The organism is Kitasatospora sp. NPDC004289 (assembly GCF_053602875.1).
The window spans coordinates 17132-33913 of record NZ_JBSGEL010000079.1 but is presented as its reverse complement, the minus strand read 5'-3'; the positions used below and the strand labels follow the sequence as shown (position 1 = coordinate 33913).

14 protein-coding genes are annotated in these 16782 nt (G+C 74.1%); 2 read left to right on the top strand and 12 right to left on the bottom strand.

Features of this window, described 5'->3' with window-relative positions; genetic code table 11:
* Nucleotides 1-743: 743 nt before the first annotated feature.
* From ACWEPF_RS34085 to rimP, 3 genes are all read right to left on the bottom strand, one after another.
* Nucleotides 744-1037: a YlxR family protein gene (locus tag ACWEPF_RS34085; protein WP_345285694.1), complete on the bottom strand. Its 294-nt coding sequence runs from the start codon at nucleotides 1035-1037 to the stop codon at nucleotides 744-746.
* A gap of 69 nt (nucleotides 1038-1106) precedes the next feature.
* A complete protein-coding gene (gene nusA, locus ACWEPF_RS34080; protein WP_345285661.1) occupies nucleotides 1107-2120 on the bottom strand; it encodes a transcription termination factor NusA in 1014 nt (337 codons plus the stop codon).
* A 46-nt stretch (nucleotides 2121-2166) separates the two neighbouring features.
* Entirely contained in the window at nucleotides 2167-2718 is a 552-nt protein-coding gene (gene rimP, locus ACWEPF_RS34075; protein ID WP_345285660.1) for a ribosome maturation factor RimP, read from the bottom strand.
* A gap of 231 nt (nucleotides 2719-2949) precedes the next feature.
* On the opposite strand from rimP, the gene ACWEPF_RS34070 reads away from it, so the two are divergent.
* Both ACWEPF_RS34070 and ACWEPF_RS34065 read left to right on the top strand, forming a co-directional pair.
* Nucleotides 2950-4044 carry a ferritin-like domain-containing protein gene (locus tag ACWEPF_RS34070; RefSeq protein WP_452175638.1) on the top strand — a complete coding sequence of 365 codons (1095 nt, stop codon included), beginning with the start codon at nucleotides 2950-2952 and terminating at the stop codon, nucleotides 4042-4044.
* A gap of 152 nt (nucleotides 4045-4196) precedes the next feature.
* Nucleotides 4197-5117 (top strand): aminoglycoside phosphotransferase family protein, encoded by a 921-nt coding sequence (locus ACWEPF_RS34065; RefSeq protein WP_452175637.1) that lies wholly within the window; start codon nucleotides 4197-4199, stop codon nucleotides 5115-5117.
* Here ACWEPF_RS34065 and ACWEPF_RS34060 read toward each other — a convergent pair.
* The 9 genes from ACWEPF_RS34060 to ACWEPF_RS34020 all read right to left on the bottom strand — a co-directional run bounded on the left by ACWEPF_RS34060 (nucleotide 5090) and on the right by ACWEPF_RS34020 (nucleotide 16593).
* A complete protein-coding gene (locus tag ACWEPF_RS34060) occupies nucleotides 5090-5650 on the bottom strand; it encodes a GNAT family N-acetyltransferase (protein ID WP_452175636.1) in 561 nt (186 codons plus the stop codon). The genes ACWEPF_RS34065 and ACWEPF_RS34060 overlap by 28 nt on opposite strands.
* Nucleotides 5651-5828: 178 nt before the next feature.
* The gene (locus ACWEPF_RS34055; RefSeq protein WP_345285692.1) at nucleotides 5829-6707 is read right to left on the bottom strand and encodes a GNAT family N-acetyltransferase; all 879 of its coding nucleotides are present in this window, start codon (nucleotides 6705-6707) and stop codon (nucleotides 5829-5831) included.
* Nucleotides 6708-6819: 112 nt separating this feature from the next.
* Entirely contained in the window at nucleotides 6820-7980 is a 1161-nt protein-coding gene (gene ispG / locus ACWEPF_RS34050) for a flavodoxin-dependent (E)-4-hydroxy-3-methylbut-2-enyl-diphosphate synthase (RefSeq protein ID WP_345285652.1), read from the bottom strand.
* A 141-nt stretch (nucleotides 7981-8121) separates the two neighbouring features.
* A complete protein-coding gene (locus tag ACWEPF_RS34045) occupies nucleotides 8122-9426 on the bottom strand; it encodes a M50 family metallopeptidase (RefSeq protein ID WP_452175635.1) in 1305 nt (434 codons plus the stop codon).
* Between the two features lie 38 nt (nucleotides 9427-9464).
* On the bottom strand, nucleotides 9465-10685 hold the full coding sequence (gene dxr, locus ACWEPF_RS34040) for a 1-deoxy-D-xylulose-5-phosphate reductoisomerase (RefSeq protein ID WP_452175634.1): 1221 nt from the start codon (nucleotides 10683-10685) through the stop codon (nucleotides 9465-9467).
* A gap of 31 nt (nucleotides 10686-10716) precedes the next feature.
* Nucleotides 10717-11121 carry a hypothetical protein gene (locus ACWEPF_RS34035; protein ID WP_345285646.1) on the bottom strand — a complete coding sequence of 135 codons (405 nt, stop codon included), beginning with the start codon at nucleotides 11119-11121 and terminating at the stop codon, nucleotides 10717-10719.
* Between the two features lie 118 nt (nucleotides 11122-11239).
* Nucleotides 11240-12682 (bottom strand): aldehyde dehydrogenase family protein, encoded by a 1443-nt coding sequence (locus ACWEPF_RS34030; protein WP_452175633.1) that lies wholly within the window; start codon nucleotides 12680-12682, stop codon nucleotides 11240-11242.
* 163 nt (nucleotides 12683-12845) lie between these two features.
* The gene (locus ACWEPF_RS34025; RefSeq protein ID WP_345285642.1) at nucleotides 12846-14408 is read right to left on the bottom strand and encodes a PucR family transcriptional regulator; all 1563 of its coding nucleotides are present in this window, start codon (nucleotides 14406-14408) and stop codon (nucleotides 12846-12848) included.
* Nucleotides 14409-14550: 142 nt separating this feature from the next.
* Complete coding sequence (locus tag ACWEPF_RS34020) at nucleotides 14551-16593, bottom strand: ATP-binding protein (protein WP_452175632.1); 2043 nt, start codon at nucleotides 16591-16593, stop codon at nucleotides 14551-14553.
* Between the last annotated feature and the right edge of the window lie 189 nt (nucleotides 16594-16782).

The window sequence follows — 16782 nt, the reverse complement described above, 5'->3', positions numbered from 1 at the left end:
AGTTGGGGGCGTAGGGAACCTCGGCCCGGGAGGCCTCGAAGCGCATCGGGCCGTCCTTGGCGTAGGAGTGCACCGGCACGTGCGGCCGGTTGGGCCTCACCGGCGGGAGCCGGGGAGGAGAACTCCGCCGCCGGGGCGGCCGGAGCGGCCGGGGCAGCGGGGCGGGCCGCCGGGCGCGGGCCCGGCGTCGGGGCGCCGGCCGGCTTCGGCGCGGCGGGGGCGGCCGGGGCGGCGGGAGCCGCGGCGGCCGGGGTCGGACGGGGACCCGGAGTCGCGGCGGGCCGCGGTCCGGGGGTGGGGGCACCCGGCTTGGGTGCGGCCGCACCGGCACCGCCGGTGGGCTGGGGCGCCGCGGGCTTCCGCGGGCCAGGCTTGGCAGCACCGCTGCCCGAGGGGGCAGCCACTCCCAAAGCGTCAGTCAACTTGCGCACGACCGGCGCCTCGATCGTCGAGGACGCCGAACGGACGAACTCACCCAGCTCGGTGAGCTTGGCCATGACGGCCTTGCTCTCCATGCCGAGCTCCTTGGCGAGCTCGTATACCCGGACCTTAGCCACTTCGCTCCTGTCTACGTGTCCGGGGTATTCGTCCGCCGGACCATCGCTACTTCATGGGCGTACTCATCGCGTACTCATCGAGTGCTCATCGCAATCTCGACCTACTTCCAACTCGCGAGGTACCTGACGTGGTGCGCACCGGGCGCGGGCCTGCCGGCCCTCCCGGTGCTTGTTGCGGTGGTTCTCTCAGCCTGGCGGGATGTCACCCGCCCGCTGCTCGACGTGCTCGCGCAGCGCCGCGGTGTCGAGCGTCCCCTGGAGCCGGAAGGCCCGGGGGAACGCCCGGCGGCGGACCGCGAGGTCGAGGCAGGCCAGGTCGGGGTGCAGGTGTGCGCCCCGGCCGGGCAGTGCGCCGCGGAGGTCGGGGACGCAGATGCCCTCGACCGCCACGACACGCAACAGCTGGTGCTTGGCCGCGCGCTTGCGGCAGCCCACGCAGGTGCGTTCCGGGCATGCTCGGACATGCGTCCGGCCAGACAAGCTCAAGTCTACCCCTCCGGAGGGACATGACGCCGCCCCGCCGATCGCGGTAGGACGTCTACAACGTGACTACTCGGCCCGGGATTCCCGGCGATCGTCCTCTGCGGGGGCCTCGGTGTCCGGCCGGATGTCGATCCGCCAGCCGGTCAGACGGGCGGCCAGGCGGGCGTTCTGGCCCTCCTTGCCGATCGCCAGCGAGAGCTGGTAGTCCGGCACGATCACCCGTGCGGAGCGCTGACCGTAGTCAACGATCTCCACGCTGCTCACCCGTGCGGGGGACAGCGCGGCGGCGACCATCTCGGCCGGGTCCTCGGACCAGTCCACGATGTCGATCTTCTCGCCGTGCAGCTCGGCCATCACGTTCCGCACCCGGGTGCCCATCGGGCCGATGCAGGCGCCCTTGGCGTTCAGGCCGGCCCGGCGGGACCAGACGGCGATCTTGGTGCGGTGGCCGGCCTCGCGGGCGATCGCGGCGATCTCGACGGTGCCGTCGGCGATCTCCGGGACCTCCAGCGCGAACAGCTTCTTCACCAGGCTGGGGTGGGTCCGGGACAGCGTCACGGACGGGCCGCGGACACCGCGGCGGACGGCCACCACGTAGCACTTCAGCCGGGTGCCGTGGGCGTAGACCTCGCCCGGGACCTGCTCCTGCGGCGGGAGGATGGCCTCCAGCTTGCCGATGTCGACCAGGATGTTCTTGGGGTCGTTGCCCTGCTGGACGACACCGGTGACGATGTCGCCCTCCTTGCCCGCGTACTCGCCGAAGGTCTTCTCGTCGGCGGCGTCGCGCAGGCGCTGCAGGATCACCTGCTTGGCGGTGGAGGCGGCGATCCGGCCGAAGCCGCTCGGGGTGTCGTCGAACTCCTTGGGCTCGACGCCCTCGTCCAGCTCGGAGGCGTCCTCCAGGGCCCAGACGGTGACGTGCCCGGTCTTGCGGTTCAGCTCCACCCGCGCGCGGCGGCGGGAGCCCTCGGTGCGGTGGTACGCGATGAGGAGGGCCGACTCGATCGACTCGACCAACAGGTCGAACGGGATGTTCTTCTCGGTAACCAGCCCACGCAGGGCGCTCATGTCGATGTCCACGGCTACGCCTCCTCTTCTCTCTTCACGGTCATGTTCGGGGTGGTGCTCACTCGTCGTCGGCGTCTTCGTCGGTGTCGTCCTCGACGGGCGCGGACTCGTCGAGCAGCCCCTCGTCTTCCTTGCGGTTGAACTCGACCTGGACCCGGGCCCGGGCCACCTCGGAGAACTCCAGGCGGCGCTCCTTGGGCTTGCCGCGGCCCTTCACCGGCTGCACCTCGACCAGCGCGCCGTCCTCGTCGCTCTCCAGCACCCGGGCGGTGATCTCGCCGCCGTCCACCAGGTGGATCTTGGCGAGGCGGCCGGTGGCCCGGTGCCAGTGGCGGGGCTCACGCAGCGGGCGCTCGGCCCCCGGGGAGCCGACCTCCAGCACGTACGGGGCGGAGCCCATCACGTCCTCGGCGGCGTCCAGCTTCTCGCTGACCACCCGGCTGAAGTCCGCGATCGCGTCCAGGTCGACCCCGCCGTCGGCGTCCACGTCGATCTGCACCTGGCGGCGGTTGCCCGCCTGGGTGACGGTGACGTCCTCGAGGTCGAGACCGGCCTCGGCCGCCAGCGGCTCCAACAACGCGCGCAGCCGGTCAGTGGGGGTGGTGCTCATCCGGGTGACTCCTCGGCCGCGTCTGCTGTTGTCGGTAGGGCTCGCTTCTCAGCGCAGCGGCAAGCCTATCCGGTCGCGGGCCGTTCCACCGACTCCGTCCGGCGCGCGGGCCCCGTGCGCCGGGCGCGCTGGGAGCAAGGTCACAACGGTGCCGCAGGCCGTCTGTCATGATGCACGGGCCACCGGGGGGCCGCCCACGCCCTCCCACGACTTCACCCGGGAGCCCCACCGATGCCGTCCCTCACCCGGCGCAGCCTGCTCGCGCTCGGCGCACTGACCGGCGCCTCGCTGCTGGTCTGCGGCTGCACCGACGAGGACGGGCCGGCGGCCGAGCAGCGCCAACGGGAGGACGCCGACCGGCCGGTGCGGGCCAAGGCGGTGGCCGACACCGACCGGCTGCTCGCCGGGTACGACGCGGTGGCCGCCTCGGCCGGGGCCCAGGCCGAGCAGGTGAAGGCGCTGCGGGCCGAGGTGGCCGAGCACCGCGCCGTGCTGGCGGCCGGGTTGTCCGGCGGCGGGTCCGCTGCCCCGACCGCCCAGGCTGTCCCGGCCTCCCCCGCGGCCTCCGGCGGCGACGGCGCGGTGGGCTCGGTCGCGCAGCTGGCGGCCGCCGAGCGGACCACCGCCCAGGCCCGGCTGGCGCAGCTCGCGGGCGCCTCGCCGGAGCTGGCCAAGCTGCTGGCGGTGGTCGCCGCCTCGGGGGCGGTGCACGCCGCCGCGCTGGGCGACCGCACTCCGGTCGCGGCACCCGGGGACGGCTCGGCCGCCGCGTCCGCCTCCGGGTCGGCGAGCGGGTCGGCGTCCGCCTCGGGTTCCCCCTCCGCCTCGCCCTCCGGTGCCGGCTCCGGGACCGCCTCCCCCAAGCCGGTGCCGCTGCCCGCCGCCACGGCCACCGCCCTGCAGACCGCGCTCGCCGCCGAGCACGCCGCCGTCTACGGCTACGGCGTGGTCGGTGCCCGCATCCCGGGGCCGGGCCGGGCCGAGGCGCACTCGGTGTTCGCCGCGCACCAGGCGCAGCGGGACACCTGGCAGCGCCGGCTGGCCGCCGGCTCGGCCACCCCGACCGCCGCCGCGGCCGGGTACCAGCTGCCCTTCACCGTGAACAGCCCGGAGACCGCCCGCCAGCTGGCCGCCCACATCGAGGTGCAGCTCGCCGGCGTGTACGCGGGCCTGGTCTCCGCCTCCACCGGCGAGCTGCGGCAGAGCGCCGCCACCGCGCTGCGCGAGGCCGCCCTGAACGCCCGCCGCTGGGGCGGCGACCTCACCGCGTTCCCCGGCCTCCCGGCCACCGGCGGCCCCGCCTCGCCGTCACCCTCCACCTCCTGAGCCTTCCTCAACCGACCGGCCGGCAGCGGTTCCTGACGGACCGTCGGCACGCCACGCCGGGCCCCTGACCAGCGGTTTCACCGCCATGGCCGACAATGAGCGGGTGAACCGCCGCACCGGCCCGGCCGGGTGGTGCCAACCGAGAGGCCAGCATGTCGGCAGCAGCAGGGCAGCAGATCACCGTCCCGGCGCGGCTCGCGGAGGCCGTCCGGTCCCGGTACGGCGCCGAGGGAGCGGCCTGGCTGTCCGCCCTGCCCGGACTGGTCCGCACCGGTCTGGAGCGCTGGGAGCTCACCCCCGAGCGGGTGGTGGAGCCCGGCGGCCGGCTCTCGCTGGTCTGCACCGTACGGCGGGAGGACGGCTCCCCGGCCGTCCTGAAGACCTCCCTGGTCACCCCCGAGAACGCCCGGGAGCACGAAGCGCTCGCCCACTGGGCCGGACGCGGCGCCGTCCTGGCGCTGGCCGCCGAACCGGCCGACGGCGCACTGCTGTTGGAGCGCCTGCACGGGGACATCCCGCTGCGTTCGCTGGCCGAGGCCAAGGCCATGCTGGAGGCGGCCGGGCTGCTCCAGCGGCTCTGGACCGCACCGCCGGACGGCCACGCCTTCGCCCCGCTGGCCGAGCGGGTCGCCGAGCTGGCGGACGGCGTCCGACGCCGCCGCGAACTCGCCCCGGAGGCGGCGCCGTTGGCCGACGAGGCGGTGGAGCTGGCCACCGGCCTCCTCGGCTCCGGCGCGGAGTCGTACCTGCTGCACGGCGACTTCCACCACGGCAAGGTGCTGGCCGCCGACCGCTCCCCCTGGCTGGCCGTCTCCCCCCGCCCCCTGGTCGGCGAACGCGCCTGGGACCTGGCCCGGTTGGCCCAGGACCGGATGGACACCCTGGCCGGTTCCCCCGGCCAGCGCGGCGCCGTCCGCCGCCGCCTCCACCAGCTCGCCGACGCCGTCGAGGTGGACCACGACCGGCTGCGCGGCTGGACCCTCTTCCGGACCGTCGAGGCCGGTCTGCGCCACCTGGAGGCGGGCGCCACCGACACCGCCGAGCTCTACCTGGAGTTCGCCGACTGGCTCTGAAGCAGCGGCAGTCGAGCCCCCATCACCGCGTACGGGCGGACCGTGTTCGGGAACACCACCATCCGCGCCAGGTCCTGGTAGCCGAGCGAGCGGTAGAGCCGACGGGCGGGCGTCTCGGCGTCGATCGCCGACAGGATGCTGCGGTCCGCCCCCGAACACTCCGTCAGGGTCCGGATCAGCCGCGTCCCCACCCCCTGCCCCTGGAAGCCGGGCAGCACGTGCAGCTCGGTCACCGCGAAGGTCCCGTCCAGCCAGTCGCCGTACCCGTGGTGCTCCAGGTGCGGCTCGATCACCGTGCTCCACCAGTGCTCGCGCCGGTTCGGCATCCCGTACCCGAAGCCCACCAACCGCTGCCCGCTGAACGCCCCGAAGGCCAGCACCCCCGGCTGCAGCGCGTGCCGCCGCACGATCTGGAGCCGCACCGCCACCTCGTCGGCCGTCAGCCCGAAGGCGACCGCCTGCACCTCCAGTGCCTCCGCCGCCCACGCCGCCAACTCCACGGCCTCGATCGTCACCTCGGTCAGCTGCTCCATGCCCCCGGACGTTACTCTCCCCGCCTCCCCGACGTGGTCTCCCTGGGCCGGGAAGATCACGAAAGGCTGCCGGACCACCATGGCGACCTGCCGCACGATGACAGGACGGGACGCGAGGGCTACGCGCACCGGGTGGCGGCGGAGCTCGGCTCCCGCCGGACGGCGGGCTGAGCGGGCGTCAGAACAGCACGCTCATGAAGGCGCCGATCTCGCGGAAGCCGACCCGGGCGTAGCTGGCGCGGGCGCGGAGGTTGTAGTCGTTGACGTACAGCGAGACGGTCGGGGCGACCTCGCGCAGGGCGATGTCGAGGACGGCGGCCATGCCGGTGACGGAGAGGCCCCGGCCGCGGTGGGCGGGGGCGACCCAGACGCCCTGGATCTGGCAGGCGCCGGCGGTGACGGCGCCGATCTCGGCCTTGAAGACCACCGAGCCGTCCTCGTCGAAGCGGGCGAAGGAGCGGCCGCCGCCGACCAGTTCGGCGACCCGGGCCTGGTAGAGCAGGCCGCCGTCGCCGGCCAGCGGGGAGATGCCGACCTCCTCGGTGAACATCGCGACGCAGGCCGGCATCAGGGCGTCGACCTCGTTCTTGCGGACCCGGCGGACCAGCGGGTCGGGGGTGATCGAGGCCGGGGCGGGGCTCTGGGTGGCCATCAGCGGCTGGTGGGCGCGGACTTCGCGGGCGGGGCCCCAGCTGCGCTCCAGGCAGGCCCAGAGGGCCGCGGTGGGCCCGGCGGGGCCGACGATGGAGGAGCAGCGGCGGCCCTGGCGGCGGGCCCGCTCGGCGAAGGCGCGGACGGCCTCGGGGCCGGCGTCGACCAGCACCAGGTTGGCTCCGGCGTAGCAGAGGGACTCCAGCCGGCCGTCCGCGTCGTACCAGCCCCACATCTCGCCGCCGAGCCGCCAGGGGTCGAGCCCGACGGCCTCCACCCGGGTGGCGACGAAGGCGTTGGCGACCGGGTCCCGGTGCAGGATCTCCAGCGCCTCGTCGAGGTCCTGGGGGTCGAGCACCCGGGTGGTCGCCAGGGCCCGGGCCACCTGGAACGGGCCGGGGAGCATCACACCTCGATCGAGCACGGGCACCTCACCACTAGGAACGCTTGTCGCACCCTACTCCGCCCGCCCCACCGGAGAGGAGGTGCGAGCGCGGGCCCGCACCTCCCGGGGTGCACTACTCGGCGGCGGTCACGACCGGCGCGCCGGACTCCACGCCGTCGGCCTGCATCTGCTCGGCCAGCTTGAGGGCCTCCTCGATCAGGGTCTCGACGATCTTCGACTCGGGGACGGTCTTGATGACCTCGCCCTTGACGAAGATCTGGCCCTTGCCGTTGCCGGAGGCGACGCCGAGGTCGGCTTCGCGGGCCTCGCCCGGGCCGTTCACGACGCAGCCCATGACGGCGACGCGCAGCGGCACCTCCATGCCCTCGAGGCCGGCGGTGACCTCCTCGGCGAGCTTGTAGACGTCGACCTGGGCGCGGCCGCAGGACGGGCAGGAGACGATCTCCAGGCCGCGCTGACGGAGGTTCAGCGACTCCAGGATCTGGATGCCGACCTTGATCTCCTCGGCCGGCGGCGCGGACAGCGAGACCCGGATGGTGTCGCCGATCCCCTCGGCCAGCAGCGCGCCGAAGGCGACCGCCGACTTGATGGTGCCCTGGAAGGCCGGGCCGGCCTCGGTGACGCCGAGGTGCAGCGGGTAGTCGCAGGCGGCGGCCAGCTGGCGGTAGGCGTTGATCATCACGACCGGGTCGTTGTGCTTGACCGAGATCTTGATGTCGCGGAAGTCGTGCTCCTCGAACAGCGAGCACTCCCAGAGCGCGGACTCGACCAGCGCCTCGGGGGTGGCCCGGCCGTACTTCTCCAGCAGGCGCTTGTCGAGCGAGCCGGCGTTGACGCCGATCCGGATCGGCGTGCCGGCGTCCTTGGCCGCCTTGGCGATCTCGCCGACCTTGTCGTCGAACTGCTTGATGTTGCCCGGGTTCACCCGGACCGCGGCGCAGCCGGCGTCGATCGCGGCGAAGACGTACTTGGGCTGGAAGTGGATGTCCGCGATCACCGGGATCTGCGACTTCTTGGCGATGACGGCCAGCGCGTCGGCGTCGTCCTGGGTCGGGACGGCCACCCGCACGATCTGGCAGCCGGAGGCGGTCAGCTGGGCGATCTGCTGCAGCGTGGCGTTGATGTCGGCGGTGACGGTGGTGGTCATCGACTGGACCGAGACCGGGGCGTCGCCGCCGACCGGGACGTTGCCGACCATGATCTGCCGGGAGACGCGACGGGTCGCCAGCGGCTTGAGCGGCAGGGACGGAATTCCGAGCGAGATCGCGGACATGTGCGCAGGTTCCCCAGGGGTGCGGTGGTGGTCCGGCCATCGGCTCCGGCCGGGCCGGGCGCCCCGGTAGTCAGGAGGCGCCCGGCGTCCAACGGTACGGCACGGGCGAGGTGGCCAACGCACGTACCCGACGGAACCGGGTCAGTTCAGGCGGATGGGGTTGACAAGGTCGGCCACCATCACCAACGCGGTGAAGCAGATGAACACACCGGCCACCACGTACGCGGCGGGCATCAGCTTGGCCACGTCGAACGGGCCCGGGTCGGGGCGGCGGAACAGCTTGGCCCAGCGGCGGCGGACCGACTCCCACAGGGCGCCCGCGATGTGGCCGCCGTCCAGCGGGAGCAGCGGGAGCATGTTGAAGAGGAAGAGCGAGAGGTTGATCCCGGCCAGCAGCTGGACCATGCCGACCACCTTGCTGGAGGAGGGGATGTCCATCTCGAACATCTCGCCGCCGATCCGGGCCGCGCCGACCATGCCCATCGGGGAGTCGGCCGGGCGCGGGTCGTCGCTGACGATGGCGTGCCACAGGCCGGGGATCTTGCCGGGCAGCGCGATCAGCGAGGAGATGCCGTTCTGGGCCATGGTGCCCATCTGGTCGACGCTCTCGCCGAAGGTCAGGGTCTGCATGACCTGGCGCGGGGCGAAGCCCAGGAAGCCCGCCTCGACGGTCTCGCCCTTGACCGGGTACCCGTCCTCGTCGATCTTCTGGACGACGTTCTTCTCCGGCTTGGCCGTCAGGGTGACCTGCTGGCCGCCCCGCTCGACCACGATCGACACCTGCTTCCCGGCGGCCTTGCGGATCTCGCCCTGGAGCTGCTTGTAGTCGGTGACCGGGACGCCGCCGAAGGAGAGGAAGGTGTCGCCCTCCTGCAGCTTGGCCTGCAGGGCCGGGCTGTCGGGCGCGCCGTCGGGGCACTTGTCGGTCGGCTGGCCGACCGCCACCACGCACTTGTTGACGTAGGAGACGGTGGGCACGGCGTTCAGCTGGCCGACGCCCATCAGCACGGCGAGGTAGAGCGCGAAGGCCAGGACCAGGTTCATGAACGGCCCGGCGAACATCACGATGACGCGCTTCCACGGCTTCCGGGTGTAGAACATCCGGTCCTCGTCGCCGGGCTTGATCTCCTCGTAGGAGGCCTCCCGGGCGTCCTCGATCATCGTCCGCCAGGGCGAGCTGGAGCGCTGGGTGATCCGGCCGTCCTCGCCCGGCGGGAACATCCCGATCATCCGGATGTACCCGCCGAGCGGGATCGCCTTGAGGCCGTACTCGGTCTCGCCCTTCTTCCGGGACCAGACGGTGCGGCCGAAGCCGACCATGTACTGCGGCACCCGGATGCCGAAGAGCTTGGCGGTGGACAGGTGGCCCAGCTCGTGCCAGGCGATCGAGAACAGCAGGCCGCCGAAGAAGACCAGGATGCCCAGGCCCCACCACACCAATGTCACCGCTGAGCCTCCGTCATGCCGCTCCCTAGGTCTGCTCGCTAGCCGGCTGCCAGCTCGCGGGCCCGGGCACGCGCCCAGGTCTCCGCGTGGAGTACGTCCTCCACCGTGAGCGAAGTTCCCACCGTGTGTTCGGACACCACCTTCGCCACAGTGTCCACGATTCCGGTGAAGGGGAGCCGCCCCTTGAGGAAAGCGTCCACGCACTCCTCGTTGGCGGCGTTGAAGACCGCCGGGGCGGTCCCGCCGAGCGTACCCACCTCGCGGGCCAGGTCGACGGCCGGGAAGGCGTCAGTGTCGAGCGGGAAGAACTCCCAGGTGGCGGCCTTGGTCCAGTCGCAGCCGGGGGCGGCGTCCGGCACCCGGTCGGGCCAGCCGAGGCCGAGCGCGATGGGCATCCGCATGTCCGGCGGGCTGGCCTGGGCCAGGGTGGAGCCGTCGGTGAACTCGACCATCGAGTGGACGACCGACTGGGGGTGCACCACCACGTCGATCCGGTCGAACGGGACGTCGTAGAGCAGGTGCGCCTCGATCACCTCCAGGCCCTTGTTGACCAGGGTGGCGGAGTTGATGGTGACCACCGGGCCCATCGCCCAGGTCGGGTGGGCCAGTGCCTGGTCCGGCGTCACCCCGGCCAGCTCGTCCCGGGTCCGGTTGCGGAACGGGCCGCCGCTGGCGGTGACCACCAGGCGGCGCACCTCGGAGCGGGTGCCGCCGGCCAGCGCCTGGAAGAGCGCGGCGTGCTCGGAGTCCACCGGCACGATCTGGCCCGGCTTCGCGACCGCCTTGACCAGCGGGCCGCCGACGATCAGCGACTCCTTGTTGGCCAGCACCAGCACCCGCCCGGCCCGCAGGGCGGCCAGGGTGGGCCGCAGGCCGATCGAGCCGGTGATGCCGTTGAGCACCGAGTGGCACTCCATCGCGGCCAGCTCGGTGGCCGCGTCCGGGCCCGCCAGCACCTCGGGCAGCGGCCGCCCGGCAGCCTGGGCGGCGAGCGCCTCGCGCAGCGCCGGAACGGCGGCCTCGTCGGCCACCGCCACGGTGTGCACGCCCAGCTCCATCGCCTGCTCGGCGAGCAGGGCGACCCGGCCGCCGGCCGCCGAGAGGGCGACCACCTTGAACCGGCCGGGGTTGCGCAGCACCACGTCGATGGCCTGGGTGCCGATCGAGCCGGTCGATCCGAGGATCACCAGCTCCCGGGGGCCCTCCGGGTCCCTGACGACGGGTGAGAAGCGCAGCTGCGGGTGGGCGAGCGAAGTCATGCGCCCCATTGTGTCCTGTCGGACGGGGCGCTCACTGCCAGGCCCAGAGCTTCCCCTCGGCCGTGCCGTCCGCCGCCACCTCCCACTCGAAGACGCCGACCTTGCCGCGCAGTGCGGCGAACTCGGGCGAGCCGCTGGTGTAGATCAGCGCGCCGCGCCAGCTGTTGCCGTTCTCCGTGAAGCTGCCGACGCCCCAGCCGTGCCAGGTCGCGTTCGCGCCGCCCGGGCCCATCAGCACGCCGTGGCCCTCGCCCTCCAGGGTCCCGTCGGCGCGCATCCGCGCCTGGTAGGTCCCCATGTCCTGCACCTCGACGCCGAGCAGCGTGCCGCCGGCCGCGAACGAGGTCTCCACCGTCGGGGCCAGGCCGTGCTCGCCACCGACCACGCGACGGCCGGTGATCGTCCCCGATTCCTGTCCGATGAGGTCACCCAGCATGACGACCTCCCTTCCTGTCCTTCCGGACTACGCCCGCCCCGGGGAGGTGTCAAGACGGGCCGATGCCCCGTCACCAGCGGTCGGTGACGGGGCATCAGAGGGTGATTCAGGGGGTGGCTCAGAGGTCGAGGCCGGTGAGGACCATGACCTTCTCGTAGGTGAAGTCGCCCATCGCGTACTTGACGCCCTCGCGGCCGACGCCGGAGTCCTTGACGCCGCCGTACGGCATCTGGTCGGCGCGGTAGGACGGGGCGTCGCCGATGATCACGCCGCCGACCTCGAGCACCTGGTGGGCCTTGAAGGCGGCCTGCAGGTCGTGGGTGAAGACGCCGGTCTGCAGACCGAACGGCGAGTCGTTGACCAGCGCGAAGGCCTCGTCGGTGGAGTCGACCTTGTGCAGCGAGAGCACCGGGCCGAAGACCTCGGCCTTGGCCAGGATGGCGTCCGCGGGCAGCTCGGCCAGCACGGTGGGGGCGTAGGTGGCGCCCTCGCGGGTACCGCCGGCCAGCACCTTGGCGCCCTTGGTGACGGCGTCCTCGACCCAGGCCTCGACGCGCTTGGCGGCGTTCTCGTCCACCAGCGGGCCGACGTCCACCGCGTCGTCGGAGGGGTTGCCGGTGACCTGGGCGCCGACCTTGGCGACGACCTTCTCCACCAGCGCGTCGTAGACCGAGGCGTCGGCGATCACGCGCTGCACCGAGATGCAGGACTGGCCGCCCTGGTAGTTGGAGAACATCGCGATCCGGGTGGCGGCCCACTCCAGGTCGGCCTCGGACGACCAGTCGGCGAGCACCACGGCGGCGGCGTTGCCGCCGAGCTCCAGGGTGACGTGCTTGCGCGGCACCGAGTCCATGATCTGGTAGCCGACCTTGTCCGAACCGGTGAAGGAGATCACCGGCAGGCGCTTGTCCTGCACCAGGGCGGGCATCTTCTCGTTCTCGACCGTCAGCACCGACCAGGAGCCGGCCGGCAGCTCGGTCTCGGCCAGGATCTCGCCGAGCACCAGCGCGGAGAGCGGGGTGGCGGGGGCCGGCTTGAGGATGATCGGAGCGCCGACCGCGATCGCCGGGGCGATCTTGTGGGCGACCAGGTTGAGCGGGAAGTTGAACGGGGCGATGCCCAGCACCACGCCGCGCGGGAAGCGGCGCACCACCGCGAAGCGGCCCACGCCGCCCGGGTCGGTGTCCAGGCGCATGGTCTCGCCGTTGGTCCGGCGGGCCTCCTCGGCGGCCCAGCGGAACACCGAGGCGGCGCGGCCGACCTCGCCGCGGGCCCACTTGATCGGCTTGCCGTTCTCGGCGGTGATCAGGCGGGCGATCTCCTCGGTCCGCTCGGTCAGCCGGCGGGCCACGTGGTCCAGCGCGGTGGCGCGCACGTGCGCGGGGGTGGCGGCCAGGGCCGGGGCGACCGCGACGGCGGCGTCCAGCGCCTCCTCGACCTGGGCGTCGGTCGGGATGCTGACCTTGCCGACCAGGCTGCCGTCGTACGAGTGGCGGACCTCGAACTCGGCGTCGCCCGACGCCTTGCGGCCGGCCAGCCAGAACTCATGGGTGGTGGTCACGGTCGTACCGGCCCCTTCTGTCGTCGTGTGGTGCTCTACCGGATCCACGGTAGGGGCGCACCCGCGCGAGCAGGATTGGACACGGCGGCGAAGTGGCCGCGGCCCGCACTACCGACTGGCGTAGCGGTCCGTCAGGTCGGGCGCCGGGCGGGGCCGGGCGCTCTCAGTCCTCGCCCGCGCGCAGCGCCAGCCAGAGCTCCATCCGGACGTCGGTGTCGTCCAGCGAACGGCCGAGCAGCTCCTCGACCCGCTTCATCCGGTAGCGCAGGGTGTGCCGGTGGACGCCCAGGTCGGCGGCGGCCGCGTCCCACTGACCGTGCCGGGAGAGCCAGGCGCGCAGCGAGGCGACCAGGTCGCCTCGGGCGGTGCGGTCGTGCTCGCGCAGCGGTCTGAGCAGCCCCTCGGCGAAGGCGGTGACCGCCTCCTCGCCGAGCAGCGGCAGCAGCGAACCGGCGCCGACCTCCTCGTGGTCCACCGAGCGGCGCCCGCCGCGCAGTGCCACCGCGAGGGCCCGCTCGGCCTGCGCGAAGGCGGTGCCCGCCTCCTCCACCGTGCACGGGGCGGAGACGCCGAGGGCGATCCCCTCGTGCTCCTCGGCCGCGCCCAGGCAGGCGCGGTGGGCCGAGCCGCCGTCGGGGGCCAGCACGGTGAGCCGGGGGCCGTGCGGTCCGTCCTCGCGGGAGACCAGCAGCCGCTCGCCGACCCGGCTGCCGGCCTGCTCGGCCCGGTCGCCGAGCTCGTTCAGCGCCTCCGGGTCGCCGTTCGGGCCCAGGCCGCCGACCAGCACCCGGACGGTGCCCTCGGGCAGGCCGCCGAACAGCCCGGCCGCGACCTGACGGGCCGTCGCCGCCTCGCCGGCCAGCACCATGCCGAGCAGGGCGGCGCCCATCCGCTCCTCGGCCTGCCGCAGCTCGCGGGAGCGCTCCAGGGTGAGGGTGAGCAGGGCGACGGCCGCGTTCAGCACGTAGCGCTCGGTGGGGGTGATCCGGTCCTCGGTGCCGACCGCAAGGAAGCCGCGGGCGCGGCGGTCGGCGCCGAGCGACTGGACCACCACGTAGTCCTCGTCGGCGGTGTCGATGCCGGGGGCGCGGCCCTGCAGCGCGGCGCTGGAGGGGGCCGGGCGGCGGCGCAGCCGGTCCACCTCGGCGGCGAGGCGGCCGGCCCGGCGGGCGGCCCAGTCGGGGGCGACGGCGGAGAGCGCGCCGGAGCCGTCGTAGAGCGCGGCCCAGCCGCCGAGGCGGGCGGCCAGGCGGCGGACCACCGCGGTGGTGCCGTCCTTGCCGAGGGCGGCCCGGGTCAGCTCCTCCTGGGCCTCGAAGCTGGTGGTGACGGCCTCGTACTGCTCGGCGGCCAGGGCGGCCGAGACGGCCTTGCTGATCGCGATGAAGGGCGTGGCCTCCGGCACCCGCAGCAGCGGCAGGCCGCGCTGGGCGGCGGCGTCCACCAGGGCCTGCGGCACCTCGGTGTGCGAGAGCCCGACGCCGAGACCGAGCCCGACCACCCCCGCGTCGGCCAGCCGGTGCACGTACGCCTGGAGCTTGGCGGCCGCCTTGCCCAGCTTGATCCCGGTGGTGAGGAGGAGCTCCCCGCCCTCCAGGAACGGCGTGGGGTCGTCCAGCTCGCTGGTGTGCACCCAGCGGACCGGCCGCTCCAGGTGGTCCGCTCCGGCGAGGACCGTCAGGTGGAGCGAGCTGTTGCGGACGACGGAGGCGAGTGTGGGGGGCATGGCACCTTCGGAGTGTTTGCCGCCGGGGACGCGCCGTTGCGGCCTGGCGATGAGGGCTTCTCCCCCCATTATGGACGCTCCGGACAAGCGGACGGACCGAATCCTCCGGACCGTAGTCCGCCCGTCGGCCGCCCCTCGGGTACTAGCCCCTCAGGTCGACCAGCAGCGGCGGGACCTGATCACCCGTCACCGAGGCCAGCGAGATCACCGCGTGCCCGCTCGGCAGCGCGTGCGCCAGGTCCGAGGGCGACCAGCGGTGCCGCTCCACGTCCCGGACCGTGACGCTCTCGGTCTGCGCGGCGGTGCCCGACAGTGCCTTGCGCAGGCCCCGGCTGGCCTTGCGGAACATCCCGCCGGAGGTGTCGGGGGTGTGGGTGACGGCGGTCTCGCGGACCAGGTGGGTGCCCCAGGCCTCGGAGAACAGCTTGCCGTCCCAGGGCGCGATGCCGGGGAAGGCCATCCGGCAGCCGACCGCGCCGAACAACGCGGTGCGCAGCGCCTCCGGCAGGTCCACCAGGGTGCGCAGCAGCAGCACCGCGCCCGCGTTGGCCCCGCGCATGCCCTGCAGTCCGCGGATCACCTGCGCGTCCACCGCCGCCGAGGCCTCGTCCACCACCAGGCCCGCGAACAGCGCCCGCTCGGTGCGGGCCGCGGCCGCCTGGACGAACTGGCCGGCGAGCAGCCGCGACAGCATCCGGGCCGCCTCCGGGTGGCCGCGCTCGGGCAGCTTCACCCGCACCCGCAGCGGGTGGTCCAGCGCCCGCATGGCGAAGGCCGGGCGGCCCGGGCCGTCGCCGGGGAAGTGCCCGGCGAAGGCCGGGCGGTCCAGCAGCGCCAGTCGGTCGGCCAGCAGGGCGCCCGGGTCGTCGGCCCGGCCGTGCTGGCGCTCCCGGTGCTGGAGGTCGGCCTCGTGCGCGGCCAGCAGGCCGTTGTCGTCGAGGGTCTGACGGAGCGTCTGCCAGGCCGCGGCCGCGCCCCCGAGCAGCGCGCGCAGCTCCCGCACCCCGGGGTAGCGGCCGTAGGCCGCGTGGAACGGGCCGACGGTCTGCTGGAGCGCGGCCCGGGCCGCCTCGCCGCGCGGCGCCAGCTCGTCCGGCAGCAGCGCGTCGGCCAGCCGGGCCGCGGCCTGCTCCACCTCGACGGCGGCGCCGAACAGGTCGAGCCCGTACGGGGAGGACGGGTCGCCCGGAGCGATCACCACGTCGTACCAGTCGTCCGGGCCGAGATCGGCCTCCGCCGAGCCGAGCACCACCGCGCAGGCGGTGCCGGCCAGCGCCTGGAGGCAGAGCGCCTCGGCCAGCGGACGGGCCAGCCCGGCGGTCTTGCCGGTGCCGGCCGGGCCGACCGCGAGCAGCGAGGTGCCGAGCAGGGCGGGGTCGAGGGCGAAGCCGGTGGCCCGGTGGGTCTGCGGGTTCTTCACCACGTCCTGGGCCGCGCCGAGCCGGACCTGACGGGTCAGCAGGTCGTGGCCGGGGCCGCGGCCGGTCAGGTCGCGGGCCTCGGAGGGGTGCGCGCAGGCGGCGGGGCCGCGGGCCGCGACCTGCTCGGTGAAGGCGGGCAGCAGCGCCGGGTCCTGCCGGACCGTCTCCCAGGCGCGCTGGATCCGGACGTAGTCCACGTCGCCGACCGGCCGTCCGTCCAGCAGCCGGGCCGCCTCGGCGGCGCCGCCCTGGCGGAGCGCGGCCCACGGGTCGGTGGGGCCGGCGGGCTCGGCGTCCTCGGACGGCTGCTCCTGGGTGACGGTGCGGGCCAGCAGCGGGGCGACCCAGCGGCGCCAGACCTCGGGCCAGCGGCCCATCCGGCCGAACACGCGGATCACCACGGTGAGCACCAGGCCGTTGACCACCAGCAGGGCGATCACCGAGGTGGCCTGGCCGAGGCCGTCCAGCAGGTCGAGCAGACCGGCCACCCAGAAGACCAGCTCGACCCCGTAGAGGTAGGCGAACCAGGCGACCAGCGCGTTCAGCGCCGCCCGCCACAGCAGCGGGCCGGCCGGGACGGCGGCCGCCTCGCGGTCGGCCTCGGTGCGCTGACGGTGGTTCAGCCGCCAGACGCCGGGAGCGAGTTCGGGTCTGGGCGCGTTCACCCAGGCGGTCAGGTCGAAGGGGGCGACGCCGCGCTGCGGCGGCACCGCGACCTGGGCCTGCTCGGCCGCCCGCTGCCCGTAGGTCCCGTCCAGTCCCATGTGGCGGCCCCGCTCCCTCTGCCCGCGCTCCCCCGTTGGAAGGTCGGCACCAATGTAGTGGAGCGGAGGCGCCGCGTAACTGATCTCGTGCGCTGGCCGCCCCGGACAATTCGGGTGGCCCACTGCTACCGAGTGGCGCATGCCCAGCGGCCGTACCCGGCCGTAGCCTGCGAGGACCGCGCCTCGTAA

Bases quoted from the DNA above. Each gene is read 5' to 3' on its own strand.
- rimP (WP_345285660.1), bottom strand. From the start codon at position 2,718: ATGAGCACCACCCCCACTGACCGGCTGCGCGCGTTGTTGGAGCCGCTG.
- ACWEPF_RS34070 (WP_452175638.1), top strand. From the start codon at position 2,950: ATGCCGTCCCTCACCCGGCGCAGCCTGCTCGCGCTCGGCGCACTGACC.
- ACWEPF_RS34065 (WP_452175637.1), top strand. From the start codon at position 4,197: ATGTCGGCAGCAGCAGGGCAGCAGATCACCGTCCCGGCGCGGCTCGCG.
- ACWEPF_RS34060 (WP_452175636.1), bottom strand. From the start codon at position 5,650: ATGGAGCAGCTGACCGAGGTGACGATCGAGGCCGTGGAGTTGGCGGCG.
- ACWEPF_RS34055 (WP_345285692.1), bottom strand. From the start codon at position 6,707: ATGCTCCCCGGCCCGTTCCAGGTGGCCCGGGCCCTGGCGACCACCCGG.
- ispG (WP_345285652.1), bottom strand. From the start codon at position 7,980: ATGTCCGCGATCTCGCTCGGAATTCCGTCCCTGCCGCTCAAGCCGCTG.
- dxr (WP_452175634.1), bottom strand. From the start codon at position 10,685: ATGACTTCGCTCGCCCACCCGCAGCTGCGCTTCTCACCCGTCGTCAGG.
- ACWEPF_RS34035 (WP_345285646.1), bottom strand. From the start codon at position 11,121: ATGCTGGGTGACCTCATCGGACAGGAATCGGGGACGATCACCGGCCGT.
- ACWEPF_RS34025 (WP_345285642.1), bottom strand. From the start codon at position 14,408: ATGCCCCCCACACTCGCCTCCGTCGTCCGCAACAGCTCGCTCCACCTG.
- ACWEPF_RS34020 (WP_452175632.1), bottom strand. From the start codon at position 16,593: ATGGGACTGGACGGGACCTACGGGCAGCGGGCGGCCGAGCAGGCCCAG.